The organism is Photorhabdus namnaonensis, from assembly GCF_001684335.1.
Classification (GTDB): domain Bacteria; phylum Pseudomonadota; class Gammaproteobacteria; order Enterobacterales; family Enterobacteriaceae; genus Photorhabdus; species Photorhabdus namnaonensis.
The window spans coordinates 105,177-130,225 of record NZ_LOIC01000070.1 but is presented as its reverse complement, the minus strand read 5'-3'; the positions used below and the strand labels follow the sequence as shown (position 1 = coordinate 130,225).

Here is a 25,049-nt window from a genome sequence, read left to right as displayed (position 1 = left end):
TCCGCCAGCCGGGGGCTTTTTATCGCTGGTTATAAATCATGAAATCAACGGCTCAACAAATAGAAAAGCTCAGAACAACACTGCGTCATCATGAATATCTGTATCACGTCATGGATGCGCCAGAGATCCCTGATGCAGAATATGATCGGTTAATGCAGGAATTGAAGGACCTTGAAGAACAGTACCCTGAGTTGATTACATCGGATTCACCAACACAGCGGGTTGGGGCTGCTCCTCTGACGGCTTTTGAACAAGTTCGCCATGAAATTCCGATGTTGTCACTGGATAACGTATTTGATGAAGAGAGTTATCTGGCGTTTGATAAGCGAGTGCGTGACCGCCTGAAAGAGACTCAGGATTTAGTTGTATGCTGTGAGCTGAAATTAGATGGTTTGGCGGTTAGCCTGTTGTATGAACATGGTGAGTTGGTACGGGCTGCAACCCGCGGTGATGGTACAACCGGGGAAAATATTACATCAAATATACGGACTATCTGTGCAATTCCCCTGCGTCTATTCGGCGAAAATATTCCAGCGCGTATTGAAATTCGCGGTGAAGTTTTCATGCCGCAAAAAGGGTTTGAGAAACTGAATGAGGATGCGCGTCGCACGGGGGCAAAAGTATTTGCTAACCCACGTAATGCGGCGGCTGGCTCGTTGCGTCAGCTCGATCCCCGTATTACGGCTAAACGCCCATTGGCTTTCTTCTGTTATGGTGTTGGCGTATTGGAAGGGGGAGAATTACCAGCCAGTCACTACGAGCGATTGATACAGTTTAAGAAATGGGGATTGCCGGTCAGCGATAAAGTTAAAGTTTGTACTGATAGTCAACAGGTTATTGATTTTTATCATGATATTGTAAACCAGCGTTCCGCGTTGGGGTTTGATATCGATGGTGTCGTTGTCAAAGTTAATTCGCTGGAATTACAGGAAACATTAGGCTTTGTCGCTCGTGCGCCACGTTGGGCAACGGCGTTCAAGTTTCCCGCTCAAGAGCAAATGACGATTGTTCGTGATGTTGAGTTTCAGGTTGGTCGTACTGGTGCGATCACTCCGGTAGCACGTCTGGAGCCAGTATTGGTCTCTGGTGTGACTGTCAGTAATGCAACATTACACAATGCGGATGAGATTGAACGTTTAGGTTTGCGGATTGGCGATACGGTTATTATCCGCCGTGCTGGAGACGTGATTCCACAAGTTGTCGGTGTTTTGGAAGAGAGAAGGCCGCAGGACAGCAATGAAGTTGTTTTCCCTGAACATTGTCCGGTATGTGGGGCAGATATTGAAAGGATTGAAGGGGAGGCTGTAGCGCGTTGTACGGGGGGATTGGTGTGTGGCGCTCAGCGTAAAGAGGCGCTTAGACATTTTGTTTCCCGTCGGGCGATGGATGTTGACGGCATGGGAGAAAAGATTATCGATCAGCTAGTCGATAAAGAGTATGTCGAAACCCCGGCTGATCTTTTCAGGCTGACGGCAGGCAAGTTGACTGGGCTTGATCGCATGGGGCCGAAATCTGCCCAGAATGTGGTGGATGCGTTGGAAAAAGCGAAAAAAACCACCTTTGCCCGTTTCCTTTATGCGTTGGGTATCCGTGAAGTTGGGGAAGCGACCGCTGCTAATTTGGCTGCTCACTTTGGCGAACTGGATAAATTACGTTCCGCTGATGAGGAAGCATTGAAAGAAGTTCAAGATGTTGGCGAAGTGGTGGCAAAACATGTCGTTAACTTCTTCAATGAACCCCATAACCAAACAGTCATTGACGATCTGATCGATAATATCGGTATCGACTGGGAACCGGTTGTCGTAACAAAAGCTGAGAAAATTGACAGCCCATTTTCGGGTAAAACAGTTGTGCTGACAGGTTCATTGCATCAGTTATCTAGGGATGAAGCCAAAGCTAAACTTGTTGCACTTGGGGCAAAAGTGACGGGCAGCGTTTCTAAGAAAACAGATTTGGTGATTGCGGGTGAAGCTGCCGGTTCAAAGCTCGCTAAAGCTAATGAATTAAATATTCCGGTTATTGATGAAGAAGAAATGATCCGTTTATTGGGTGAATAACTTTTTGTTTACATACTGATTATTGAGAGTTTTTCTCAATAATCAGTCATATGCTATTAAGGTATTTTTAAAGCTTATCTTATTCGATTCAACTAAAAATGTGATCAGATACATTAAGTAAAGATTTACAGTAAGAATTATTTCAGTCTAATGTGATATCTATACCCTATGGATTTCAAGATGCATCGCGACGGCAAGGGAGTGAATCCCCGGGAGCATAGAGAACTATGTGACCGGGGTGAGCGAGTGCAGCCAACAAAGACGCGACTTGAAAGATAACGGGTATATCCTTATTTGATCGCCTTTTATTGCATAGAATGCGTTGATAAAAACTCGCTTTCTATCGTGTTTGGAGTGTGATATGTCTCAGATCCTGCATTTCTTTTTAGCTTTGATTGTCATTGGCGGCCTTGCTATTTTGGCGAGTAGCGACCGTAAAAGTATTCGTCCTCGCTATGTTATTCAATTGCTTGTTATTGAGCTTATCTTGGCTTGGTTTTTCCTGAATTCTGGTGTTGGTCAGGAATTTGTCATGGGATTTGCCGGCTTGTTTGAGCATTTACTGAAATATGCGGGTGAAGGGACTGAATTCATTTTTGGCGGCATGATGGATGCAAAGCTGGCATTCTTCTTTTTGAATGTATTGTGTCCGATTATCTTTATTTCTGCGCTGATTGGTATTTTGCAGCATATCAAACTATTGCCAATTATTATCCGGGTTATTGGTACTCTGCTGTCTAAAGTCAACGGTATGGGTAAACTGGAATCATTTAACGCGGTCAGTTCTCTGATACTTGGGCAGTCTGAAAACTTTATTGCTTATAAAGACGTACTGGGAAAAATGTCTGAGCGTCGCATGTACACGATGGCTGCGACTGCAATGTCAACGGTTTCTATGTCGATCGTTGGGGCCTACATGCAAATTTTAGCGCCTAAATATGTTGTAGCGGCATTGGTGCTTAATATGTTCAGTACCTTTATCATCCTATCGCTGATTAATCCGTATGCTGTTGACAGTGAAGAAGATATTCAGATGAGCAATCTCCACGAAGGCCAAAGTTTTTTCGAAATGCTAGGTGAATATATTTTGGCGGGTTTCAAGGTGGCTCTCATTGTGGCTGCGATGTTGATTGGTTTCATTGCCCTGATTGCGGCTATTAATGCGCTGTTCAGTATGGTGTTTGAGAAGAGTTTTCAGGAAATGCTCGGCTACGTGTTTTATCCATTTGCTTGGGTGATTGGGATTCCCACAGATGAAGCATTACGGGTTGGTAGTGTTATGGCAACCAAATTGGTTGCTAATGAATTTGTGGCAATGCACAGCTTACAATCCATTGCGACAGAACTTTCTCCTCGTTCACAGGGTATTTTGTCGGTATTCCTGGTTTCTTTCGCTAACTTCTCTTCCATTGGGATTGTGGCGGGTGCGATTAAAGGCTTGAATGAGATGCAAGGTAATGTCGTTTCACGCTTTGGTTTGAAACTACTATTTGGTTCAACGCTTGTCAGCTTCTTATCTGCGGCTATTGCAGGTTTGGTGCTGTAAAAAATGATGTTTTATCGTGGAATATTGCATCATGGATGATGCAGATTCCCTTTCGCATATTCCTCCTTATAGACGTGTAAATTATGGAAAAAGAGAACCTGATAGAAATTGCTAATACTGCAATGCCGTTCGGTAAATATAAGGGGCGTATGCTCATTGACTTACCGGAAGAGTATTTGTTGTGGTTTGCTCGTAAGGGGGAGTTTCCACAAGGTAAATTGGGGGCGCTGATGGAAATGACTTTAGCAATAAAACTAGAGGGACTAGATTCGTTGGTGAAACCATTGAAAAAAGGCTAGCTAAAGCTGGAGTTTGTTTTTCAATCGATGATGGTGGTTAGGAATGGAAATGACCAAAAGGCCCTGAAAGCATGGCTTTCAGGGCCTGATAATTTTGGTGGAGCTAAGCGGGATCGAACCGCTGACCTCTTGCATGCCATGCAAGCGCTCTCCCAGCTGAGCTATAGCCCCACGAGTGTGGTATTTCCTAATTTTAGTACCAAATACCTTGATTCAATATAAAGGATTTGGTGGAGCTAAGCGGGATCGAACCGCTGACCTCTTGCATGCCATGCAAGCGCTCTCCCAGCTGAGCTATAGCCCCAATCAAAATTAATGGAACGGGGCGCATAATATGAAACCCTGCAAATACTGTCAACGGCTAACTTATCATTCTCACAACAAGCGTTGAAAAAGCCATCAATTTTATGATCACAAAGACTGAGCAATGGGTTGAAGAGAAATAGAAGGTGTTTGGGAAAGTGGTAAAAAGGCAGCAATTAAATGAGATTTTTTGAAAACAGAAAGGCATCACCTGCGATAAGTGATGCCTTTGATGCATTAATTAAGATTGAGTTTCGCGTTGAGTAATGAACTCCAGCGCTTGATTAATACGGGATAAAGTGCGGGTTTGCCCGATAGCGTGAATAGTGACATCCACACCTGGGGATTGACCTGCACCGGTAGCAGCAACCCGCAATGGCATACCGATTTTACCCATACCGACTTCCAGCTCATCAGCGGTGGATTGAATGGCATGATGAACATTTTCTGGCGTCCAGTCAGTAATTGAAGCCAGCTTTGCACGGACAACTTCAAGAGGTTGACGGGCAACTGGGCGTAAATGTTTCTTCGCCGCATCGGCATCAAATTCAGCAAAATCTTCATAGAAGTAGTGGCAGGATTCGGCCATCTCTTTCAGCGTCTTACAGCGTTCGCCCAGTAATTTAATCAGATCAACCAACTGTGGACCGTTACGGGTATCAATACCTTGTTGCTCCATGTGCCATGCTAGATGAACGGCAACTTTCTCTGGAGGCAGAGTATTAATATAGTGATGGTTCAGCCATTGCAATTTTTCTGTATTGAATGCGCTGGCGGATTTATTAATAGCATCCAGGCTAAACAGCTCAGTCATTTCTTCAATGCTGAAAATTTCTTGATCACCATGCGACCAGCCCAAACGAACCAGATAATTCAGCAGTGCTTCTGGCAGGTAGCCATCATCACGGTATTGCATCACGCTCACTGCACCATGACGTTTGGACAGCTTTTTACCGTCATCACCGAGGATCATCGAAACGTGTGCATATTCTGGCACGGGAGCGCTGAGCGCTTTCAGAATATTAATTTGACGAGGTGTATTATTAATATGGTCTTCACCGCGGATGACATGAGTGATTTCCATATCCCAGTCATCGATGACAACACAGAAATTATACGTTGGTGAGCCATCGGTACGGCGGATAATCAGATCATCAAGTTCCTGATTACTGAACTCAATGGGGCCGCGGATACGATCATCAAAAACAACAGAACCTTCCTGTGGATTGCGGAAACGGACAACATGGGGCTGAGCTGGGTTATGTTGACATGAATTATCACGGCAACGGCCGTCATAACGTGGTTTCTCGCCATTTGCCATTTGAGTTTCGCGCAATGCTTCCAGATGCTCTTTAGAACAATAGCAGCGATAGGCGCTTCCTTGCTCCAGCATTTGATCAATCGCCTGATTATAGCGATCAAAACGTTTCGTCTGATAATAAGGGCCTTCATCCCAATTCAGATTTAACCAGTTCATACCGTCCATAATGGCATTGATAGCTTCCTGAGTTGAGCGTTCAAGGTCAGTATCTTCGATACGCAATACAAATTCGCCTTTGTTATGGCGGCTATATAACCAGGAATAGAGTGCGGTACGAGCACCGCCAACATGGAGATAGCCGGTTGGGCTTGGTGCGAAACGGGTTTTAATTTTACTCATCGGGGATTGCCTTAATTACGTTTCACTTTTTCAGTGAACGTTATCGGTGATTTAAGTAATAAAATAGGGGGGTTATTTTATCACTGCACCTTAATTCCTCAATGCTGTTAACGGGGAGTTGTTGAGAAAAGTCAGTGTATTTGTCTAAACTGTACCCTATAGTGACGATAATTATCTCACCCTTGTTTAATTTTGAGACGAACGATATTTTTCTCTAGAAAAAGCGTTGACTCATTCTGAACTATCCCTATAATGCGACCCCATCACGACGGGGCGATTAGCTCAGTTGGTAGAGCATCTCCCTTACAAGGAGGGGGTCATCAGTTCGAATCTGGTATCGCCCACCATCTCGTTGTGATAAAAAAGATTTTATGATTGGGCGATTAGCTCAGTTGGTAGAGCATCTCCCTTACAAGGAGGGGGTCATCAGTTCGAATCTGGTATCGCCCACCAATCATAGATTCAGTGGTATAGAAGCAGTAATAGTCATCATGAAGTGGGCGATTAGCTCAGTTGGTAGAGCATCTCCCTTACAAGGAGGGGGTCATCAGTTCGAATCTGGTATCGCCCACCACTTCATTAAGATTGTTTCAGGCGGTATCACATATCTTTGGTGCGGGTCGTTAGCTCAGTCGGTAGAGCAGTTGACTTTTAATCAATTGGTCGCAGGTTCGAATCCTGCACGACCCACCAATCCAAAAGATATTCAGAGTGGTTCTCCTATAGATGGGTCGTTAGCTCAGTCGGTAGAGCAGTTGACTTTTAATCAATTGGTCGCAGGTTCGAATCCTGCACGACCCACCATCTCAAAAGACGTAATTAGAATATTTTTCCTACAGTCAGGTTGTTAGTTCAGTCGGTAGAGCAGTTGACTTTTAATCAATGGGTCACAGGTTCGAGCCGAGCGAAGCGAGACAACAGCGCGTGAGCGCTGGCCCGAAGGGCGAGGCCGTAGGCCGAGTCATCCTGCACGACCCACCATCTCAAAAGACGTAATTAGAATATTTTTCCTACAGTCAGGTTGTTAGTTCAGTCGGTAGAGCAGTTGACTTTTAATCAATGGGTCACAGGTTCGAGCCGAGCGAAGCGAGACAACAGCGCGTGAGCGCTGGCCCGCAGGGCGAGGCCGTAGGCCGAGTCATCCTGCACGACCCACCATCTCAAAAGACGCAATTAGAATAGTTTTCCTACAGTCAGGTTGTTAGCTCAGTCGGTAGAGCCGTTGGCTTTTAATCAATGGGTCTCCAGGGCCTTATAGAAATCAGGGTTTTCTTGAATGATAGCCAACACCTTTGCCGCTAGTCCTGTCGGGTTTCGGCGCTTGTATCAAGGCTAGTGCTTAAAGCCTCCGCCATCTCTGCCTGTGAAATGTTAAGTTGAGCACGGATGGCTTTAACGTCGGCAACTTCATATCGGGTCACACGCGCTGCGGCTTTATTACCTTGTTTAATTTCAACTGCTTCTTCTAGGGATGCTTTCAATTCGTCAAGAAAACTCATGTTACACCTCATCTTTTAGTAATTTTATTACCACAGCTAGATTCTCGTGTACTGTATTTGTGCTGTGAAATTGCAGAATAGCATCAATATTCTTAGCATGAGCTTCATCATTATGTGTATATACAAATCTCACGTTCAAATAATATATCTTATCTATTAGTGATACAAAGTCCATTGATATTTTGTGAGTCATTTTGAGTTGTTTAGATCTGTCTAGCGGAGTATTCTGTATATACAGATTAACCATGAGTTAAAAACGCCGAAGCACATGAAGCTCTTGATATCATCAAACATCAGATTGAAATTAACAGGTAAAAACCCGCCTGTTAATGAAGAGGATATACTCCAGTGTTTTTCTAATCGGGTTGGGCGTTTTCTTGAGGATACAAGGGAAGATAACAGAACTGATCCTCCTACTAAATGGTTTATATCCGAAACTGATTATGGTGTTAAGTTAAAGATAGTCTTTATCTATTACCCTGAAAAAGGGGTTGCTATAAGGACAGCTTATGCACCTAACGAAGATGAATTGAGAATTTACCGAAAATACGGCGTAGGAATAGAGAAATGAGTAAGCAAACTGATAAGCGAGCAAATAACCTGATAGCTTCCACTGATGAAGCATGGGAGAACGGTGAGCTTGGTTGTAGTGAAGCTCATGTTAAAGTATCTGATGATGTAACAGAAGATCTGATTAACGAAGCGCTGGAGTTACAGCCCATTTCAATCAGATTAAATCGGTCTCTGATTGAAGACTTGAAAATGATAGCAGACCTTAATGGCCTGGGTTATCAGCCATTAATCAGACAAGTTTTAAATCGTTTTGCCAATAGTGAGAAAAAACGGGTACTTGCCGAAGCTCACAGCAAAGCAATGAAAAGTGAAAAAAGAAAATCCAATAAACGTCATAAGGTTGCTTAACCATATAGTCTTAGCAGCATAGTATATAAATGTAAAAAACCAACTGGTAAGGTTGGTTTAACGATCTATACCAATAATGCCAGATGGGATAAGCTTTACCTAATTGTTGTACTAGCTGATTATTAGGATATAAAAATGAATCTCTACGGACTTGTTGCTGATATTGGCGGCACCAATGCCAGATTAGCACTTTGCAATTTGGAAAATGGGGCTATTGAGCGGATCGAAACATATAGTGCAAAACAACACTCGGGATTAGAGTCTATTATCAGTCACTATTTGGCGGAGCAAAAAACAGTAGTGACTTATGCATGTATCGCTATTGCTTGCCCGATAAATGGTGATTGGGTAGAAATGACCAATCACCAATGGGCATTTTCGATTAGTGAGCTGAAACAGACGCTTGGGCTAGAAAAATTAGATGTGATCAATGACTTCACGGCTGTATCTATGGCTATTCCAATGCTGACAGAAGAACACAAGGTTCAATTAGGCGGAGGAGAAGCGGTTAAAGACAAACCGATAGCGGTTTACGGGGCGGGGACTGGCCTTGGTGTAGCTCATTTGATCAAGGTAGACAAACAATGGGTAAGTTTGCCTGGTGAAGCTGGTCATGTAGATTTTGCCGCGAATAGTGAAGAACAAGATGCAATATTGGCTGTTTTACGGCGTAAATTTGGGCATGTTTCGGTAGAAAGAATCTTGTCCGGTAGTGGGCTAGTAAACCTTTATCAGGCGATTGCCATTTTGGATCATCGTCAGCCAGAAGATTTAGAACCAGAAACTGTGACGCAACGAGCATTGGATGAAAGTTGTCAATATTGCCATCGTGCCTTGACACTATTTTGTGAAATTATGGGGCGATTTGGCGGAAATTTGGCGTTAAATATGGGGACTTTTGGTGGTGTGTATATTGCTGGTGGTATAGTGCCGCGGTTTCTTGAGTTCTTTAAGCAATCGAACTTTCTTCATGGATTTGAAGATAAAGGGCGTTTTAAACCGTTAATACAACAGATTCCTGTTTATTTGATTACTCATCCACAACCAGGATTATTAGGTTCAGGTACCTATTTGCGGCAACAGCTTTCACTTATTAATTAAATTACAAGGTCAGATATAGACATTTCAAAATTAATGATTGTATATATCTGACTGTAATTTTTTAAAATATCATCATTGTAACTATATATTAATGATTTTATTATTTATTAAATTAATGGATAAAAATTATTGTCGTTATAATTCACATTGAAAACAGGAGATGAAATTTTATTTTAAAACCTTAATTCTATAAAATGGAATAATAATGACATTGACATTTTTTTCATACAATTTATATGGTTACGATTTGTTTTGGCAAATCGTGAATATTATATGTAAATAAAAGGTGTGTAATTTATTAAAACACATTTCCTGTCAAGATTTAATGTCGATAGACATACATCTCCATGAATTTAAACTATTTTACCGTCTATAATCAATCTTCCCATTCGCGGATTAAATTCCCTTATTATCGGTGACTTAGAATAAATCATTATGTGATTATCAACGCCTAAATAGGTGGTATTAAAAGATTGATATGATATTTTACAATGAATAAATAGGTTTTGTGACATTCTTTACTATCATCATAAAAACTTTCTGCAATATAGCGACAATTTATTCTCCTGCTTGTGGGAAGTTTTTAACATGATAATGAGATTTATATTCACAATGTTTATGTAACTGATTGATTTATTTTAAATGAAAAGTGGATATTTTATTATGCTGTTTTTCATGTTTAAATACTTTTAAGTTATTGAAATTTTAATTGTTTTGTTTTCTCTTTTTATACTTTATAATCGGTCAAAATTTTTTATTTAGAACAGTACTGGATAGAAATGAAAACGATAGAAGTTGATGAAGACCTTTACCGCTATATTGCCAGCCATACACAACATATTGGTGAAAGTGCATCTGATATTTTACGGCGAATGTTGAAATTTAACGCCGAACAGCCAGTACAAAACGCACAGCCTATCAGTGCCGTGGAGAAAGCGCCGGTAGCCCGCCAGCGTGATTCTGTCCGTGTGATGCGTGAATTGTTACTTTCAGATGACTATTCTGATAAGAAAAAATCTGTTGAGCGTTTTATGTTGATCTTATCTACATTATATAGCTTGAACAGCGAAAGTTTTTCCCAGACGACTGATGCTATGCATGGTCGTACCCGTGTTTATTTCGCTGGTGATCAACAGACATTACTCGCCAGTGGTAAACAAACTAAACCTCGTCACATTCCGGGCACACCTTTTTGGGTGATTACTAACACCAATACTGATCGTAAGCGTAATATGGTTGAGCAAATTATGCAGGATATGAAATTCTCAGCCAATTTTATCGACAAGGTGTGTGGCACGATTTAACTGATTAAGGCTGTGCTGACACAAAGTACAGCGCAGCTCTTGTCCAGGGGAGATTTAAAGTGGTAAATCATCCGCGTGCGGGACAGATTGCCCGCCAAAGTGATCTGATAAATGTAGCGCAACTTACGTCACAATATTACACCTTACATCCTCAGCCTGAAAATTCAGAGCATAAGGTTAAATTTGGTACATCCGGTCATCGTGGTAGTTCTCAGCGTCACAGTTTTAATGAAGCGCATATTCTGGCAATTACTCAGGCTGTTGCAGAAGTTCGCAAGCAACGGGGAATCAATGGCCCTTGTTATGTAGGTAAAGATACCCATGCTTTATCAGAATCGGCATTTATTTCCGTATTGGAAGTCTTGACTGCTAACAGCGTCAATGTGATTGTGCAGGAAAATAATGGATTTACGCCAACACCTGCGATTTCTCATGCCATCCTTTGTTATAACCGCTTGGGGCAAGCGTTGGCTGACGGGATTGTTATTACCCCTTCCCATAATCCACCAGAAGACGGAGGGATTAAATATAATCCACCTGATGGTGGCCCGGCGGATACGGATTTGACCGCAATTATAGAACGTCGTGCTAATGAGTTGCTTGCAGAAGGTCTGAAAGGCATTAAACGCTTGCCATTTGTTCAGGTATTGAACAGCGAATATTTGCATCAGCAGGATTTAGTTGAGCCGTATGTCAGCGCGTTGGGCGATGTGGTTGATATGGCTGCTATCCAGCGGGCCGGGCTGAAAATCGGTATTGATCCTTTGGGAGGTTCTGGCATCGCGTTTTGGCAGCGTATCGGTGAGCGCTACAATTTGGATCTGACATTGGTTAATGATCAAGTCGATCAGACATTCCGTTTTATGCACTTGGATCATGATGGCGTCATTCGTATGGATTGCTCGTCCCCTTGGGCAATGGCGGGTTTGTTAGCCATGCGCGATAAGTTTGATTTGGCTTTTGCCAACGATCCTGATTATGACCGCCACGGTATTGTCACTCCAGCCGGTTTGATGAATCCGAACCACTATTTGGCAACCGCGATAAATTACCTATTCCGCCATCGTCCGCAATGGTCAGAGAGTGTTGCGATAGGTAAGACATTGGTATCTAGTGCCATGATTGATCGGGTTGTCGCTGATCTTGGTCGTAAATTGGTGGAAGTGCCCGTAGGTTTTAAATGGTTTGTTGACGGTCTATATAAAGGTGAGTTGGGCTTTGGCGGAGAGGAGAGCGCAGGGGCTTCTTTCCTGCGTTTTGATGGTACGCCGTGGTCTACAGATAAAGATGGGATTATCTTGTGTTTACTGGCGGCGGAAATGACCGCGGTAACAGGGGAAAATCCGCAGCAGCATTACAATAAGTTGGCGGCTCGTTTTGGTACGCCAAGTTACAGCCGCATTCAGGCGTCGGCAACGTATCAGCAGAAGGCGTTATTAGCCAAGTTATCACCAGAAATGGTGAAAGCGGATAAGCTTGCTGGTGATCCAATCACAGCCCGGTTGACAAAAGCTTCTGGTAACGGAGCGTCAATAGGCGGTCTAAAAGTGATAACAGAAAACGGCTGGTTTGCCGCTCGCCCATCGGGGACAGAAGAAGCTTACAAAATTTATTGTGAAAGTCTCCTAGGCCCTGAGCACCGGCAGAAAATTGAGCAGGAAGCACTGGATATTGTTAACCAGGTTTTTGCCGCCGGTTGATTTTTGTCCGATTAAAAAGAATCCGCAATGGTGAAATGGCTTTTGCGGATTTTTTATTTTTCAGCCCAAGGCAACCATTAATGCACCGGCAGTGATCAGTGCAACACCACCTGCGGCCATAAATGATATCTTTTCACCAAATAAGATAACGGCCAAGATAACAGCAAACACGACACTGAGTTTATCAATCGGGGCAACCTGAGAAACATTGCCGTTTCTGATTGCCAGAAAGTAGAACAGCCATGACAATGCCCCCGCCACACCGCTTAAAACGATAAAAAGCAACGCTTTGCGATTTGCCAGTACTTCACTGACCAGATTTAATTTTCCCTGAACTACAACGACGCCGACAAGAAACAACGCCATAATGACTGCGCGTATTGCTGTTGCTGTATTGGCATCAAGATCTTGCAAACCGATTTTCCCGAAGATAGCGACCAAAGCGGCAGTAAATGCTGATAATAAGGCATAGATAAGCCAGGTACCCATCGTGAATAAATCCTGTTGTTAATATCAAATGAGCTGAGATGATAAGACAGTTCTCTTTGCTTGAATATACCATTACTCTCATTAAGGAAATTAAAGAATAAACTCATTACTAATCCCAATTTTAGTTAGTGAATATTTTGGGCCTGTGAAATGGTTTCCAGTTTTAATCTCAGATGGCTTCATAAAAATCTATAAATAATAATTATCCCCACAGGAGTTTAGCAATTAAACTAAAATACAGTTTTATTTATTTATTTCACTTTGAATATAATATTACAGTTTATTTTTGGTTAAATTAAGCTGGATTTTTCAGTTGATTGATCATTATTTGAATAGATAAAGATTGAACTAAAAGATTTTTATCTGCTATTAAGAGCCCTTTTTACCTGTGTTTTTGCCTGTTAAAGTGTAAAATACTTATGCCATTATGTTGCTTACTCACATCACCAGCATTTGATCTACGTTTAACATGTAACAAAAGTGTCATATTTAGTTTGCAATTAAAATCTGTTTTGATAATATATTAAGAATAAATCATATATCATTGAGTTTACTTTATCGTACAGATCATCCTAGTGATTTCCTCTACATTTTATTTTTTATAGAGGAAAGTGGATTTTATGTGCTTTCATAAGTATTTTAAATACCTGGTTTAGAAGATATCAATATAAATAATATAAGTACATAACAATGAAAAATTTTTCTCTTAAGAGTTATACAGCCATACCGGCATGTATATGGGGTTTATTTATTGGGACTTTTGTAACAAGATCAACATCAATGATGGTATGGCCTTTTATATCTATCATATTATATACAAAGTTCCATTTTACAGCGTCGATGATTGGATTAGTTCTCTCTTTATCGATTGCGATTTCATCGATATTAAGTTTTTATGCAGGTTACTTCTCTGATAAAGTCGGTCGGGCTAAGATAATTATCATTGGATGTCTTATATCTTCATTGGCATATTTAATATTATGGTTATCTGAACATCAGTCTGGTTTTATTATTGGCACTTTATTAGCGAATATTTCCTGGGCGCTGGTGAATAATCCAATAAAAGCGGTTATCGGTGATATTATTGAAGAAAAACAGGTAAGAGAGAATGCCATGTACTTAAGATATTTATTTCTAAATGCGGGTGCGGTAGTCGGGCCTTATTTAGGAGTAAAATTAAGTCTGGATATTAATTCTATCTCTTTTCTGATTGTTTCGATATCCTATGTAATCTTTATGATCCCTGTTTATCTGTTTGGTAAGAAAATAAAAATAAACTTGACAAATAATGATGACTTTAAAGGAACGATGAAGGTTTTATTGAATGATCGGGTATTTTTAATGTTGGTCATCAATAATATTCTCATGATGTTTATTTTTGGTCATTTTGATTCAACTTTACCACAGTTAATTGCTTCATTAGGGTTTAATGGGTATGCTGAGTTTATTGCTTCGCTTATTATGTTACATGCGATAACCATTGTCGTTATGCAGTTACCGTTTTCCATGTTAACGCAAAAAATGGAATTGGAAACGAAAATAAATATAGGATCTGTATTACTCATTTTATCTGAATTTATGTTCTTTATTTCATTCAAGTATTATGATGTTTATTTATTGTGGTATATAGCTGCTTTTACCATGAGTATCAGTCAAACTATTTTGTTTCCATGTGTGAATGTTTTTATCGATCGTTTGGCGCCAAATGATTTACGTGGAGCATATTTTGGTGCGGCGTCACTTTATAGTATTGGTTTTTCTATATCTCCATTGGTTGGTGGTGCTGTTATCCAATTATTTGATGGTGGAGTGTTGTTTCAATTATTGGCGATATTAAGTGTGTTGATGTTGGTAGTTTTCTATCGGATGTTTAAACTAAGGGATAAACATGAAATTAATATTAGAAGAAGTCTCAAATCTTAGACCAACTGAATTACATTGTCCTGTTCGTGTCGAGCAGTTAATCGAAAAAGTTAAATTTGAAGGTTTTTGGACTCAACCAATTTGGATTGATGAAGCAACGAATGTGGTTATTGATGGTCATCATCGGCTTGAATTAGCCAAAACACTAAAATTAAGTTGCATTCCTTGTCTGGCATTTGATTATGAGAAGGAGCTGTTAGTTTATTCCCGCAATGAGAATAAAACAATTAGCCATTGTGATGTTATTAAGGCGGGTCTGGATGGGCAACCTCTTGGTTATAAACAGACTCGTCATGAGTTTGCCGGAAATGTTATTGAAACACAAATTTCGTTAAAAATGTTAGGGTTTGTCAATGAATAAACAGTTTTATGATGTGGTAATGTGTGGTGCGGGGCCTGCGAATATTTCATTAATCCCGGATTTATTAAAAGATGAAGCCATAAAAAATTGTCTGATTTTAGAAAAAACAGAGATGGTGGGTTCTGGCTCATTAAAGAAATATAAAATTACCGCGAACTCTTTAGGTAGTGTATTTTTAGAGAAGTTTGACGGTTGTGATGACGAACTTAGTCAATATATAAGATCGACATCAGAGTGGGAACATTTTAGCGCCAATAGAGATAAGCCAGTTGAATTGAGATTTGTCGGCCAATATTTGGAGAGAATCGCCCGCTTTATTCAGGAAAACAAATATGGAGATCGGTTTAATATTTGGACTGATGCGGAAGTAAAAAAGATTAAGCAGAATGAAGATGGTAACTACGATATAACTTATCATAAAAATAATGAAGATTATATTGTATCAGCGAGAAAAGTACTGTTTAATATAGGTGGAACTCCAAACGAATCCAAATTATTGCATACTAGCAACAATATTACCTCAGGTGATTTCATTAAAGGTTTCTATGATGAGGTTATAGATAAAGGTGATATAAAAAGTATATCAATATTGGGTTCGTCACATAGTTCTGTTTCTTGTTTAATTCGGCTGATAGAGCAATTAAAGTTTACCGGTAAGATAAATGTTCTGGTTAATAAAGATTTTAAATTGTTCTTTGATTCACCTGCAAGTGCGGAATCTTACGGTTATGCTTTCACTCAGGAAGATATCTGTCCTCTAAGTGGGCGGGTTAACCGATATTCAGGTTTGAGATATGATTCTTTTGTATTTGCTCAACAACTTAAACAAAGAAGACATAAAAATATTTCTATTTTAAATATCTCAGAAATATCGAGTGATGAAGTTATGCAACGTATTAATGGTGATGATTTATTGATTCACTGTACGGGATATCACTCAAAACTTGTTGAAATTATTGATAAAAATAACATTACTCTTGAATTTAAAAGTGATAAATATGGTTTATTGATCAACGAAAAATTAAATCCTGTATCAACGTCAGGCGAAGCGCTCAATAATTTTCATACATTTGGTCTGGGGGCTGGTGTAAAGACGGGTGGTGAAAATGGTGGTGAGGCAAGTTTCCACGGAAGAATTGATGGGGTTTGGGTATATCAGCATGTTATATATGACCTCTTATTTAATTAATATTTAATTCAATATCAATTTTATATCATTATTAACGGACTATATTTTAGGTTAATTATTATTTAAGAATAAAATAACCTTTTAACATCAATTTAAAATAATTTATTAAGACTATGAATAAAAAAACAGCAATCCTTCTCTGTGCCGGAAGAGGCAGCCGGTTATCTACCAGAACAGCAAATAAACCAAAACCTTTGGTAGAAACAAATCAAACATCATTTATCGATAATGCGCTGAAAAATATCGAAGCTGTCGGTATTAAGAAAGTGATTATTGTGGTGGGTTATAAAAGTGATATTTTAATGTCTCATATTAAACAAAAGACATATAATCTGGATATTGAATTTGTTAATAGTGAAAAGTGGGAATCAACCAATAATATCTATTCTTTATATCTTGCCAGGAATTGGATTAAGCAAGATACGCTGATCCTTGAAGGGGATATCTTCTTCACCAAGAAATGTTTGGAAACAGTGATGTTAAAAGCAGGAGATCTCAATGTCCTTGTTTCTCCTCTTAGTGGCAATATGGAAGGGACTTATGCAAGAATAGATAAAGATAATATTATTGCATTAAATTCTACTAAGGATAGCCATTATCAGGTTGAAGAAGGTCAATATAAGACGGTAAATATTTATAATATTTGCACCGCTAATTTTGCTGAACATATTACTAAGGAATTGGAAAATTATGTTAGTAATGGGTCGACAGGGCTATATTATGAGGATATATTTAAACAGTCTTTACTGAATAATATCGCTGAATTTAAAGCAACTATTGTTGATCATTCTCAATGGTATGAGGTAGATAATACTTATGATCTTACTATTTGTGACTTTATCTCAAGTAATAATAAATTAGATCTTATTCAAAATAGGCACGGTGGTTACTGGCGTTATCCTATTATTGACTTTGGCTTAATTTATAATTTCAACTTTCCACCTAAGAAATTGAAAAATGAAATAAAGAATAATTTTGATGAAATATTTTTAAATTATCCTGGTGGGAATCGTTTAGTCGAACATGCTTTATCTGAATTTATTGGGATAGAGAGAACACAATTATGTATTGCAAATGGTGCTGCTGAGATAATTAAACGGCTTCCTGACCTTTATAAAGGTAGAGTATTAGTTACTGTGCCATCATTTAATGAGTATGCTAATTGCTTTGGTAAAGACAGAACAATATTTAGCTATAGTAAAGAGAGCCGAGATTTTGAGATAGATATTGATGAACTATTAACGTTGGCGAAAGAAGAGAAGCCAAATGTGGTGGTGATTGAGTCACCTAATAATCCGACAGGTAAACTGACACCTATTGATAGCCTGTTATATTTGGCTGGAGAATTGTTAGCATTAAATATCCACTTAATTGTTGATGAATCTTTCTTAGATTTCTCTAAAATGCGTGATGACACAATGTTAATGCATTTAGATAACTATAAGAATTTATCTGTCATTCGCAGTATGAGTAAAACCTTCGGGATTGGTGGTATTCGTATAGGATATATTGCCACTGCAAATCAGGAGTTACTTGGTAAAATAAGAGCTGTGTTACCCATTTGGAATATTAATGGTTTTGCTGAAGAGTTTTTATTGAGATTACCTCAATATAGAGAGAGTTATAAATTAAGTTGTGAACAAGTGATTATTGATACGTTAAAATTACAGCAAGAATTAAATTCAATCGAAGGTATTACTGCCTATGAAACGGATTCTAATTTTGTTTACTGTAAATTGCATGTTTCTGATGCAAAAACGATATCACGGTTACTTTTAGATATTCATGGATTATATGTAAAAGAGTGTTCTGGTAAAGGAAATATAGACTCTGATAGGTATTTGCGTATTTCCTGCCGAACACCAAGCGATAATGAAATTTTAATACGTTCATTGCGTATGGTAATGCAGGGACTAATTAATATTAGTGATATTAGTGTGGTTAAGAAAGTTAATGAGGTTTGCGAATGAGCCATCCAAAAACAGTGGTAATTTGTGGTAAAGGAGAATTGGCAATTTTCATTTGTCAATATTTCTTAAATCATAAAGAGTATAAAATATTGCATGTGGTGGCAGATAAATTCGAACCCGTAAGCACTGATCAGACGTTAATCGACTTCTGTTATCAAAATAATATTTCTGTTATTGAGGATAATAAAGTTGAGAATCTGCCTGGTTATGAAAGTGGTGATTTCACTTGTGATTTATGCTTTGTCGTGTTTCATAAGCGGATATTACCGTTAAAATTCATTAATTCTTGTAAGAGAATATTGAATATTCATTTGTCCTATTTGCCTAAATATCGCGGCGTAAGGCCGGTAAACTGGGCATTGAAAAATGGAGAACAGTCCCACGGTGTGACGATCCATGAAATTAACGAAGGTATTGACGCGGGGCCGATTGTCAATCAGATCTCATTTTCTATTTACCCTGAATTTGAAGAGGTTATTGATACTTATACAAGGGCTATTAACTATTCCAGACAATTATTCCTTGACACAATGCCAATATTGGAAAGAATAACACCAAGACCTCAGGTTAATTCAGAGGCAACGATTTATTATGAAAAGGACAATCATAGTCTGGAAGAAAGGATGACATTTACCAAGAAAGCATCGCTTGAATTGCTGAATCAAGCGTAGATAATAATGGTTCTTAATGTACCGGGAAGCGCTTATGTATAATCTTATTGCTACAGATCTTGATGGAACTCTATTACTTCACGGGGATACGATAGGTAAATTTACCCATCAGGTGTTGACTGATTTGTCAAATAAAGGCAAGCAGATCGTATTTGCCACCGGCAGGCATCATACTGATGTTAACGCTATTATTGGTGATTTTGATATACCGGTACATCTGATTACGTCTAATGGCGCCAGATTGACTAGTGCCTGTAAAAAATTGGATATCAGACAATATCTACCGGGTGATGTAGTCAAAAGAGTGATTGAGGAAACACAGGCGGATCAGGATTTAGTGATTAATATGTATTGTGGTTCCCAATGGTTAACCAGTGAGCTACACCATAGTTTCAGTGATTTTAATCAGAATGATAATTTTAATCCCGTAGTTAGACAGGCTGATGAAATGCCTTGTGATGCGGTTGAGAAAATCTTTTTCATTCATAAGAAGAGAGATCATGATGCGTTGGTTAAATTAGAACGTCATTTAATTGATCTATTTTCTGATAATGTCAGTGTCGCTTTCTCATTTCCTTGGTGTCTGGAGGTAATGGGTAGTGGTGTTTCGAAAGGACGGGCTTTAATTCAGTTAGCTGAGTTTCTTGGCGTCCCAATCAACCAAACTATTGCGTTTGGCGATGGTATGAATGACGTAGAAATGCTTTCAACCGCCGCTAAAGGGGTCATCATGGGCACGGCACAGGATAGGGTTAAACAAGCGCTTCCTCATGCAGATGTTATAGGTTCTTGCCGCGAAGAGTCTGTCGCTTATTATTTGTCTGAATATGTGTGTCAGGTGAAATAAGCTAAGCTTTGCTGAGAGATGTTAATTGCCTGAGACATGAAGAGATTTGATTCGTGTTTCAGGCATTAAGGCATAAACCGATAACCAATGCCGGTTTCAGTCAGTAAATGTTTTGGTCTGGTTGGGTCAGCTTCCAATTTTTGTCGTAAATGCCCCATATAAATCCGTAAATAATGGTTGTGTTCAACATAATTAGGGCCCCAAACTTGGTTGAGTAATTGGCGTTGGGTGAGTACTTTGCCGCTATTCGCCAATAATTCACCTAATAATCGGAATTCAATCGGGGTGAGATGCAGTTCTTCATCGTTTTTGGTGATTCGGCGGTTAACCAAATCGACAACGACATCAGAAAAATGAATGATCGACTCTTCTTTATTGGTTCTGGCAAAACGACGTAAGGCAACCCGGACTCTTGCCAATAGCTCACTGATGCCAAAGGGTTTACTCAGGTAGTCATCAGCGCCGACATCCAATGCCGCAACTTTATCCGCTTCTTTATCACGGGCAGAGAGAACAATAACGGGAATTGAACTCCATTGGCGCAGATCACGGATTAAATTAATACCGTCACCATCCGGCAAGCCCAAATCGAGAATAATTAAGTCAGGCTTACGGGTTCCCGCTTCAATCAGGCCCCATTTCAGCGTATCACTGTCAAATACGCGATAGCCTTCACCTTCCAACGCTAACCGGACAAAGCGTCGGATCTCTTTTTCATCTTCAATAATTAAGATGGTGCTATTATTGGTAATAATCACATCTCCTCAGTAATAATTTCTGGCGGTTTCTCTAACGGTAGAACAAAGTGAAAACTTGCTCCACCTTTTTCGTTATTGGTCGCCCAAATCTTTCCTTGGTGGATTTCAATAATTGCCCGGCAAATTGCCAATCCAAGGCCCACGCCCGGAATGGCGGACTCTTTACGAGCGCGGGAGAATTTATCGAAAATTAATTGTTCTTGTTCCGGGGGAATGCCTTTACCCGCATCCCAAACTTCAATATGAATTTGATTTTTCTCGGTTGTCGCTTTGATGCCCAGTGGTGTTTGATCATCGGTATATTTGATTGCGTTTTCCAACAGGTTGATAAATACCCGCTCCAGTAAACTCGCATCACAATGCAACAGCAAATCGGATGGCAGGGAAACCGCGACTGGGTGACGATTGAGCGCATATTCCAGAGAACGTAAGGTGCTGCCGACGATCTCTTCCAGCGATTGCCATTCCAGATTGAGCTGAATTCCTCCCGATTGGATACGCGCCATGTCCAGTAAGTTGTTAACCAGACGGGAAGTGCTGAGAATTTGTTGGCGGATCTGATTTACCTGTTTGGTATGCGGAGAGCCTTCGGCAGATAGATCTAACATCAGAATTTCTGCTTGTCCGAACAGGACTGTCAACGGCGTGCGTAAATCGTGAGACAGGGCCGCCAGAAGCGAGTTACGTAACTGTTCCCGCTCTGTATCCAGTTTCGCCGATTCTGCCCGACGAGAGAGTTGCAGTCTTTCCAAGGCATTGGCGATGAGGCCGGTAAATGTTTGCAGTAATCGCTGTTGTTCAGGGATCAGTAACTGGCGTAAATAGGATGGTTCAATAGCCAATACAGCCAGTGTCTGAGAAGGTGTAGCAATAGGCTGTAGTTGATAAGGTACGCTAGGTAGCGTGTCGGTTCCCGCTCCGGCCGGCAGATTTTTATCAAAACTCCATTTTGCAATGGCGTCATCAATCAGCATGTGACCGCCATTATTTGTCGTCAATTGATATAAGTTGCCATCGTCGTTGGGTAAAAAGAGCCCAGTTTTAGCCTGAAAACCATTGGTAAGAAAATGGTAGCTGGTGCGGGCGATATCTTCTTCATTCAGCGCTCGGCTCAGCTCACGGGTCATTTCATAGAGATTGCGGGTTCGTTGTTCACGGTAACGGGCAATTCGCGCCTGATATCTCATTCCCGCGGTTAAGTTTCCAACGACGACGCCCACGATCAGCATGACACTAAAGGTCAGCAGGTACTGCATATCGGTAACAGCAAGGGACCAATGAGGCTGTACAAAGAAGATATCGAAACTAATGACATTAATAAAAGCGGCAAAGATTGATGGTCGGCGTCCGTAAAATAGCGCAATGATGACGACGCCAAGCAGATAGAGCGTGACAAGATTGGCTTTATCAAGGGTCAGCAAGAATGTTCGGGAGAACAAGGTGATAAGTGTACAGAGCGCGATAGCGATCAGGCAGCCTTGAATCTGTACTCGCCATTTTTCACTCACAGGGCGGTTATCATGCTCTTTATCCCAGTGGCTGCGTTCTTCTAATGCGACAATGACCAAATCTAAATCTGGCCCGAGTTTTCCCAATCGGTCAGCAAAACCAGGACGCCATTGCCAGCCAAACAACTTCTGTTTGGAGGTACAGCGACGGCCTATCAGAATTTTGCCAAGGTTATGTTCTCTGGCATAACGTAATACCGCTTTTTCTTTGTTTGAATCGGAAAGTGTCGCGGTTTCAGCCCCCAATTCATGCGCTAATCTGAGTGCTTTTAAAATAGTGCGCCGTTTACCTTCGGGTAATTGGTACAGCTTTGGGGTTTCAACATAGATGGCATGCCAGATACAGCCTAATCGGGCCGCAAGGCGAGCGGCAGTGCGAATGAGTTTCTCATTACCTGAGCTATTACCGATGCATAGTAGAAGATTATCACGGGTATGCCAGACCGGTTCAGGTCCTTGTGTGTCGCGGAAAGCACGCATTTGATCGTCAACACGATCAGCCGTCCGGCGTAAAGCGAGTTCCCGTAATGCAATCAAATTCCCTTTGCGAAAAAAATTTTCGATGGCACGTTCTGCCTGACTAGGAATATAGACCTTACCTTCATTGAGCCGTTGGCGCAGATCATCTGGAGGTAGATCAACCAAAACAATTTCATTTGCCTGATCAAAGATATGATCAGGGATAGTTTCCCTGACCCGGATGCCGGTAATATCACCCACAACATCATTGAGGCTTTCCAGATGCTGAACGTTGATGGTGGTTAGCACATCGATGCCGGCTTCAAGTAATTCTTCAACATCTTGCCAGCGTTTGGGATGACGGCTGGTGTGGGGATTAGTGAATGCCAACTCATCCATCAAAATGATGGCCGGGTGGCGGGCAATGGCGGTATCAAGATCAAAGGCGGTGGTTCTGCGCCGTCGGTAGTGGATCTGTTTAAGTGGCAGTTGTGGCAAACCATCAAGTAAAGCGGCAGTTCCTTGCCGCTCATGAGTTTCTACCACGCCGATAACCACATCCAACCCCTGAGCACGCAATCTTTGCGCTTCCTGCAACATGGCGTAGGTTTTTCCCACGCCGGCGCAGGCACCGAAAAATATTTTTAATTTACCGCGCTGTTTCTCGTTAAGCAGTATCAGTAATTCATCCGGGTCAGGGCGCTGTGGTTCGTGTTGATCCATGTTCAGCCTTTCTGTTTTTTCTTATGCAAATTATCAAGGGCAAGATTAAGTTTTAACACATTAATCACCGGCTCACCGAGGAATTCCGATGGGGGCAGCTCAATATTATCCCTGATTAATTGTTTTATCACTTTAACCGGTAAACGGCGTGCGTCAGCGACTCTCTGTGCTTGAAAGTCAGCGGCGGCGGGTGAAATGTGAGGATCGAGGCCGCTACTGGATGCGGTGACTAGATCAACGGGTACAGGAGTGTCTGGCTGGCGGTTAAATTGGCGCAGTTGCTCAACTCTGCGTTTGATTTCATCATCCAATATCGGGTTGGAGGGCGCTAAATTGCTGCCGCCAGAGGACAGAGCGTTATAGGGATAATCTACGGTGGCAGAAGGGCGACCGTGAAAATAGATTGCTTTAGCAAAGGGTTGACCAATCAGTTCAGAGCCAACGGTTTGACCATTTTGTTTGACTATGGAGCCTTGTGCTTGATAAGGGAACATCAGTTCTGACAAACCTGTTGCCAGCAATGGATAAGCTACGCCGGTAATCAGTGTCAGAAATATCAACAACACAACGGAAGAACGTAACCAAATCATTTTCATCACCTTTATTTAAGTATCAGCAAAGTGAGCAACATATCTATTAGTTTGATGCCGATGAAAGGCGCTATCAGACCACCTAAGCCATAAATCCACAGGTTGCGGCGTAGAAGCGACAAGGCATTCATTGGTCGATAGCTCACGCCTTTTAGCGCCAATGGGATCAAGAAAACAATAATCAGTGCGTTAAAGATAACGGTCGATAAAACCGCCGAAGTGGGCGAATGCAGATGCATGATATTCAAGATATTTAATTGTGGGTAAGTGACGGCAAACGCCGCCGGGATAATGGCGAAATATTTTGCGATATCATTGGCGATACTGAATGTGGTCAAAGAGCCACGTGTCATCAACATCTGTTTACCAATATGGACAACTTCAATCAGTTTGGTTGGGTTGGAATCCAGATCCACCATATTGCCGGCTTCCTTGGCTGCCTGAGTGCCTGAATTCATAGCGACAGCAACATCGGCTTGAGCAAGTGCAGGGGCGTCATTAGTGCCATCGCCTGTCATGGCGACCAGACGGCCTTCGGATTGATATTGGCGGATCAGGGCTAGTTTGGCTTCGGGGGTGGCTTCCGCCAGAAAGTCATCCACTCCAGCTTCTGCGGCAATCGCGGCTGCGGTCAGACGGTTATCGCCGGTAATCATAACGGTTTTGATTCCCATACGGCGCATTTCACTGAATCGCTCTTTAATGCCGCCTTTTACGATATCTTTTAGCGCGACAACGCCCAGTACCTGTTGATTTTCTGCGACAACCAGCGGCGTACCTCCTTTACGTGCTACTGTTTGCACCAAAATTTCCACGGCTTCAGGGAACTTTCCGTGATTGACTTCAATATGGCGGCGGATTGCATCGACAGCGCCTTTGCGGATCATGCGGTTTTCCACATTAACGCCACTCATTCGAGTCATGGCTGAGAAAGGCACAAAAGTCGCGTTCAGTGAACGCAGATCACGTTCACGCAGATTGAATCGCTGTTTTGCCAGAATGACAATGCTGCGGCCTTCTGGTGTTTCATCGGCTAAAGAAGAGAGTTGAGCGGCATCCGCCAACTGCTGTTCCGTTATGCCGGGCACGGGCAGAAACTGAGAGGCTTGGCGATTCCCCAAGGTGATGGTACCGGTTTTATCCAGTAGTAACACATCCACATCACCCGCGG

General features: G+C 41.2%; 20 protein-coding genes, 7 tRNA genes, 2 other RNA genes and 1 pseudogene. 21 read left to right on the top strand and 9 right to left on the bottom strand.

Annotated elements, in window-relative coordinates:
• Nucleotides 1-38 precede the first annotated feature (38 nt).
• The 3 genes from ligA (at nt 39) to Phpb_RS12290 (ending at nt 3,902) form a co-directional block, all read left to right on the top strand.
• Nucleotides 39-2,057: an NAD-dependent DNA ligase LigA gene (gene ligA, locus Phpb_RS12300; protein ID WP_065390576.1), complete on the top strand. Its 2,019-nt coding sequence runs from the start codon at nt 39-41 to the stop codon at nt 2,055-2,057.
• Nucleotides 2,058-2,418: 361 nt separating this feature from the next.
• On the top strand, nt 2,419-3,603 hold the full coding sequence (locus tag Phpb_RS12295) for a NupC/NupG family nucleoside CNT transporter (RefSeq protein WP_065390575.1): 1,185 nt from the start codon (nt 2,419-2,421) through the stop codon (nt 3,601-3,603).
• An 83-nt stretch (nt 3,604-3,686) separates the two neighbouring features.
• Nucleotides 3,687-3,902: a DUF3820 family protein gene (locus tag Phpb_RS12290; protein WP_011145708.1), complete on the top strand. Its 216-nt coding sequence runs from the start codon at nt 3,687-3,689 to the stop codon at nt 3,900-3,902.
• A 95-nt stretch (nt 3,903-3,997) separates the two neighbouring features.
• Here the strand turns inward: Phpb_RS12290 and Phpb_RS12285 are convergent.
• The 3 genes from Phpb_RS12285 to gltX all read right to left on the bottom strand — a co-directional run bounded on the left by Phpb_RS12285 (nt 3,998) and on the right by gltX (nt 5,865).
• Nucleotides 3,998-4,073 (bottom strand) — tRNA-Ala (locus Phpb_RS12285).
• 57 nt (nt 4,074-4,130) lie between these two features.
• Nucleotides 4,131-4,206 (bottom strand) — tRNA-Ala (locus Phpb_RS12280).
• 240 nt (nt 4,207-4,446) lie between these two features.
• The gene (gltX, locus tag Phpb_RS12275; protein WP_065390574.1) at nt 4,447-5,865 is read right to left on the bottom strand and encodes a glutamate--tRNA ligase; all 1,419 of its coding nucleotides are present in this window, start codon (nt 5,863-5,865) and stop codon (nt 4,447-4,449) included.
• A 271-nt stretch (nt 5,866-6,136) separates the two neighbouring features.
• Between gltX and Phpb_RS12270 the strand changes: the two genes are divergently transcribed.
• From Phpb_RS12270 to Phpb_RS12240, 7 genes are all read left to right on the top strand, one after another.
• Nucleotides 6,137-6,212 (top strand) — tRNA-Val (locus tag Phpb_RS12270).
• Nucleotides 6,213-6,242: 30 nt separating this feature from the next.
• Nucleotides 6,243-6,318: transfer RNA gene (locus tag Phpb_RS12265), tRNA-Val, on the top strand.
• Between the two features lie 45 nt (nt 6,319-6,363).
• Nucleotides 6,364-6,439 (top strand) — tRNA-Val (locus Phpb_RS12260).
• 43 nt (nt 6,440-6,482) lie between these two features.
• Nucleotides 6,483-6,558, top strand: a tRNA-Lys gene (locus Phpb_RS12255).
• Between the two features lie 35 nt (nt 6,559-6,593).
• Nucleotides 6,594-6,669, top strand: a tRNA-Lys gene (locus Phpb_RS12250).
• Nucleotides 6,670-6,713: 44 nt separating this feature from the next.
• A non-coding RNA gene (locus Phpb_RS12245) (RtT sRNA) lies at nt 6,714-6,846 on the top strand.
• Nucleotides 6,847-6,890: 44 nt separating this feature from the next.
• Nucleotides 6,891-7,023, top strand: a non-coding RNA gene (locus Phpb_RS12240) — RtT sRNA.
• Nucleotides 7,024-7,098: 75 nt separating this feature from the next.
• Here the strand turns inward: Phpb_RS12240 and nadS are convergent.
• Nucleotides 7,099-7,364 (bottom strand): annotated as a pseudogene (gene nadS, locus Phpb_RS12235) (NadS family protein).
• Nucleotides 7,365-7,632: 268 nt separating this feature from the next.
• Between nadS and Phpb_RS12225 the strand changes: the two are divergent.
• The 5 genes from Phpb_RS12225 to pgm all read left to right on the top strand — a co-directional run bounded on the left by Phpb_RS12225 (nt 7,633) and on the right by pgm (nt 12,390).
• Nucleotides 7,633-7,935 carry a hypothetical protein gene (locus tag Phpb_RS12225; protein ID WP_065390572.1) on the top strand — a complete coding sequence of 101 codons (303 nt, stop codon included), beginning with the start codon at nt 7,633-7,635 and terminating at the stop codon, nt 7,933-7,935.
• Entirely contained in the window at nt 7,932-8,285 is a 354-nt protein-coding gene (locus Phpb_RS12220; protein WP_065390571.1) for a hypothetical protein, read from the top strand. Before Phpb_RS12225 ends, Phpb_RS12220 begins: the two co-directional genes overlap by 4 nt.
• A gap of 135 nt (nt 8,286-8,420) precedes the next feature.
• Nucleotides 8,421-9,386, top strand: a complete 966-nt coding sequence (glk, locus tag Phpb_RS12215) for a glucokinase (protein ID WP_065390570.1) — start codon at nt 8,421-8,423, stop codon at nt 9,384-9,386.
• Between the two features lie 779 nt (nt 9,387-10,165).
• The gene (seqA, locus tag Phpb_RS12210; RefSeq protein WP_036782502.1) at nt 10,166-10,690 is read left to right on the top strand and encodes a replication initiation negative regulator SeqA; all 525 of its coding nucleotides are present in this window, start codon (nt 10,166-10,168) and stop codon (nt 10,688-10,690) included.
• A 59-nt stretch (nt 10,691-10,749) separates the two neighbouring features.
• Nucleotides 10,750-12,390, top strand: coding sequence for a phosphoglucomutase (alpha-D-glucose-1,6-bisphosphate-dependent) (gene pgm / locus Phpb_RS12205; protein WP_065390569.1), 1,641 nt, complete (start codon nt 10,750-10,752; stop codon nt 12,388-12,390).
• 60 nt (nt 12,391-12,450) lie between these two features.
• On the opposite strand, the gene Phpb_RS12200 is transcribed toward pgm, so the two are convergent.
• Complete coding sequence (locus Phpb_RS12200; protein WP_065390568.1) at nt 12,451-12,879, bottom strand: EamA family transporter; 429 nt, start codon at nt 12,877-12,879, stop codon at nt 12,451-12,453.
• A 690-nt stretch (nt 12,880-13,569) separates the two neighbouring features.
• Here Phpb_RS12200 and Phpb_RS12195 point away from each other — a divergent pair.
• The 6 genes from Phpb_RS12195 to Phpb_RS12170 all read left to right on the top strand — a co-directional run bounded on the left by Phpb_RS12195 (nt 13,570) and on the right by Phpb_RS12170 (nt 19,840).
• Nucleotides 13,570-14,802, top strand: a complete 1,233-nt coding sequence (locus Phpb_RS12195) for an MFS transporter (RefSeq protein ID WP_065390567.1) — start codon at nt 13,570-13,572, stop codon at nt 14,800-14,802.
• Nucleotides 14,768-15,163: a ParB N-terminal domain-containing protein gene (locus tag Phpb_RS12190; protein WP_065390566.1), complete on the top strand. Its 396-nt coding sequence runs from the start codon at nt 14,768-14,770 to the stop codon at nt 15,161-15,163. Before Phpb_RS12195 ends, Phpb_RS12190 begins: the two co-directional genes overlap by 35 nt.
• Nucleotides 15,156-16,352, top strand: a complete 1,197-nt coding sequence (locus Phpb_RS12185) for a SidA/IucD/PvdA family monooxygenase (protein WP_065390565.1) — start codon at nt 15,156-15,158, stop codon at nt 16,350-16,352. The genes Phpb_RS12190 and Phpb_RS12185 overlap by 8 nt, the downstream gene beginning before the upstream one ends.
• 113 nt (nt 16,353-16,465) lie before the next feature.
• Nucleotides 16,466-18,322 carry an aminotransferase class I/II-fold pyridoxal phosphate-dependent enzyme gene (locus Phpb_RS12180; RefSeq protein WP_065390564.1) on the top strand — a complete coding sequence of 619 codons (1,857 nt, stop codon included), beginning with the start codon at nt 16,466-16,468 and terminating at the stop codon, nt 18,320-18,322.
• Nucleotides 18,319-18,993 (top strand): formyl transferase, encoded by a 675-nt coding sequence (locus tag Phpb_RS12175; protein ID WP_065390563.1) that lies wholly within the window; start codon nt 18,319-18,321, stop codon nt 18,991-18,993. Before Phpb_RS12180 ends, Phpb_RS12175 begins: the two co-directional genes overlap by 4 nt.
• 34 nt (nt 18,994-19,027) lie before the next feature.
• The gene (locus Phpb_RS12170) at nt 19,028-19,840 is read left to right on the top strand and encodes a Cof-type HAD-IIB family hydrolase (protein WP_065390562.1); all 813 of its coding nucleotides are present in this window, start codon (nt 19,028-19,030) and stop codon (nt 19,838-19,840) included.
• 65 nt (nt 19,841-19,905) lie between these two features.
• Here the strand turns inward: Phpb_RS12170 and kdpE are convergent, their stop codons facing one another.
• From kdpE to kdpB, 4 genes are all read right to left on the bottom strand, one after another.
• Complete coding sequence (kdpE, locus tag Phpb_RS12165; protein ID WP_205634771.1) at nt 19,906-20,598, bottom strand: two-component system response regulator KdpE; 693 nt, start codon at nt 20,596-20,598, stop codon at nt 19,906-19,908.
• The gene (gene kdpD, locus Phpb_RS12160) at nt 20,595-23,288 is read right to left on the bottom strand and encodes a two-component system sensor histidine kinase KdpD (protein ID WP_065390561.1); all 2,694 of its coding nucleotides are present in this window, start codon (nt 23,286-23,288) and stop codon (nt 20,595-20,597) included. Before kdpD ends, kdpE begins: the two co-directional genes overlap by 4 nt.
• Nucleotides 23,289-23,290: 2 nt before the next feature.
• Nucleotides 23,291-23,878: a potassium-transporting ATPase subunit KdpC gene (gene kdpC / locus Phpb_RS12155; RefSeq protein ID WP_065390560.1), complete on the bottom strand. Its 588-nt coding sequence runs from the start codon at nt 23,876-23,878 to the stop codon at nt 23,291-23,293.
• 11 nt (nt 23,879-23,889) lie between these two features.
• Nucleotides 23,890-25,049, bottom strand: a 1,160-nt coding sequence (gene kdpB, locus Phpb_RS26860) for a potassium-transporting ATPase subunit KdpB (RefSeq protein WP_240492539.1), incomplete at its 5' end; no start/stop codon positions are given.

Bases quoted from the DNA above. Each gene is read 5' to 3' on its own strand.
- ligA (WP_065390576.1), top strand. From the start codon at position 39: ATGAAATCAACGGCTCAACAAATAGAAAAGCTCAGAACAACACTGCGT.
- Phpb_RS12175 (WP_065390563.1), top strand. From the start codon at position 18,319: ATGAGCCATCCAAAAACAGTGGTAATTTGTGGTAAAGGAGAATTGGCA.
- Phpb_RS12295 (WP_065390575.1), top strand. From the start codon at position 2,419: ATGTCTCAGATCCTGCATTTCTTTTTAGCTTTGATTGTCATTGGCGGC.
- Phpb_RS12200 (WP_065390568.1), bottom strand. From the start codon at position 12,879: ATGGGTACCTGGCTTATCTATGCCTTATTATCAGCATTTACTGCCGCT.
- gltX (WP_065390574.1), bottom strand. From the start codon at position 5,865: ATGAGTAAAATTAAAACCCGTTTCGCACCAAGCCCAACCGGCTATCTC.
- kdpD (WP_065390561.1), bottom strand. From the start codon at position 23,288: ATGGATCAACACGAACCACAGCGCCCTGACCCGGATGAATTACTGATA.
- Phpb_RS12170 (WP_065390562.1), top strand. From the start codon at position 19,028: ATGTATAATCTTATTGCTACAGATCTTGATGGAACTCTATTACTTCAC.
- Phpb_RS12180 (WP_065390564.1), top strand. From the start codon at position 16,466: ATGAATAAAAAAACAGCAATCCTTCTCTGTGCCGGAAGAGGCAGCCGG.
- Phpb_RS12225 (WP_065390572.1), top strand. From the start codon at position 7,633: ATGAAGCTCTTGATATCATCAAACATCAGATTGAAATTAACAGGTAAA.
- Phpb_RS12195 (WP_065390567.1), top strand. From the start codon at position 13,570: ATGAAAAATTTTTCTCTTAAGAGTTATACAGCCATACCGGCATGTATA.
- Phpb_RS12220 (WP_065390571.1), top strand. From the start codon at position 7,932: ATGAGTAAGCAAACTGATAAGCGAGCAAATAACCTGATAGCTTCCACT.
- Phpb_RS12290 (WP_011145708.1), top strand. From the start codon at position 3,687: ATGGAAAAAGAGAACCTGATAGAAATTGCTAATACTGCAATGCCGTTC.
- kdpC (WP_065390560.1), bottom strand. From the start codon at position 23,878: ATGATTTGGTTACGTTCTTCCGTTGTGTTGTTGATATTTCTGACACTG.
- seqA (WP_036782502.1), top strand. From the start codon at position 10,166: ATGAAAACGATAGAAGTTGATGAAGACCTTTACCGCTATATTGCCAGC.
- Phpb_RS12190 (WP_065390566.1), top strand. From the start codon at position 14,768: ATGAAATTAATATTAGAAGAAGTCTCAAATCTTAGACCAACTGAATTA.
- Phpb_RS12185 (WP_065390565.1), top strand. From the start codon at position 15,156: ATGAATAAACAGTTTTATGATGTGGTAATGTGTGGTGCGGGGCCTGCG.
- glk (WP_065390570.1), top strand. From the start codon at position 8,421: ATGAATCTCTACGGACTTGTTGCTGATATTGGCGGCACCAATGCCAGA.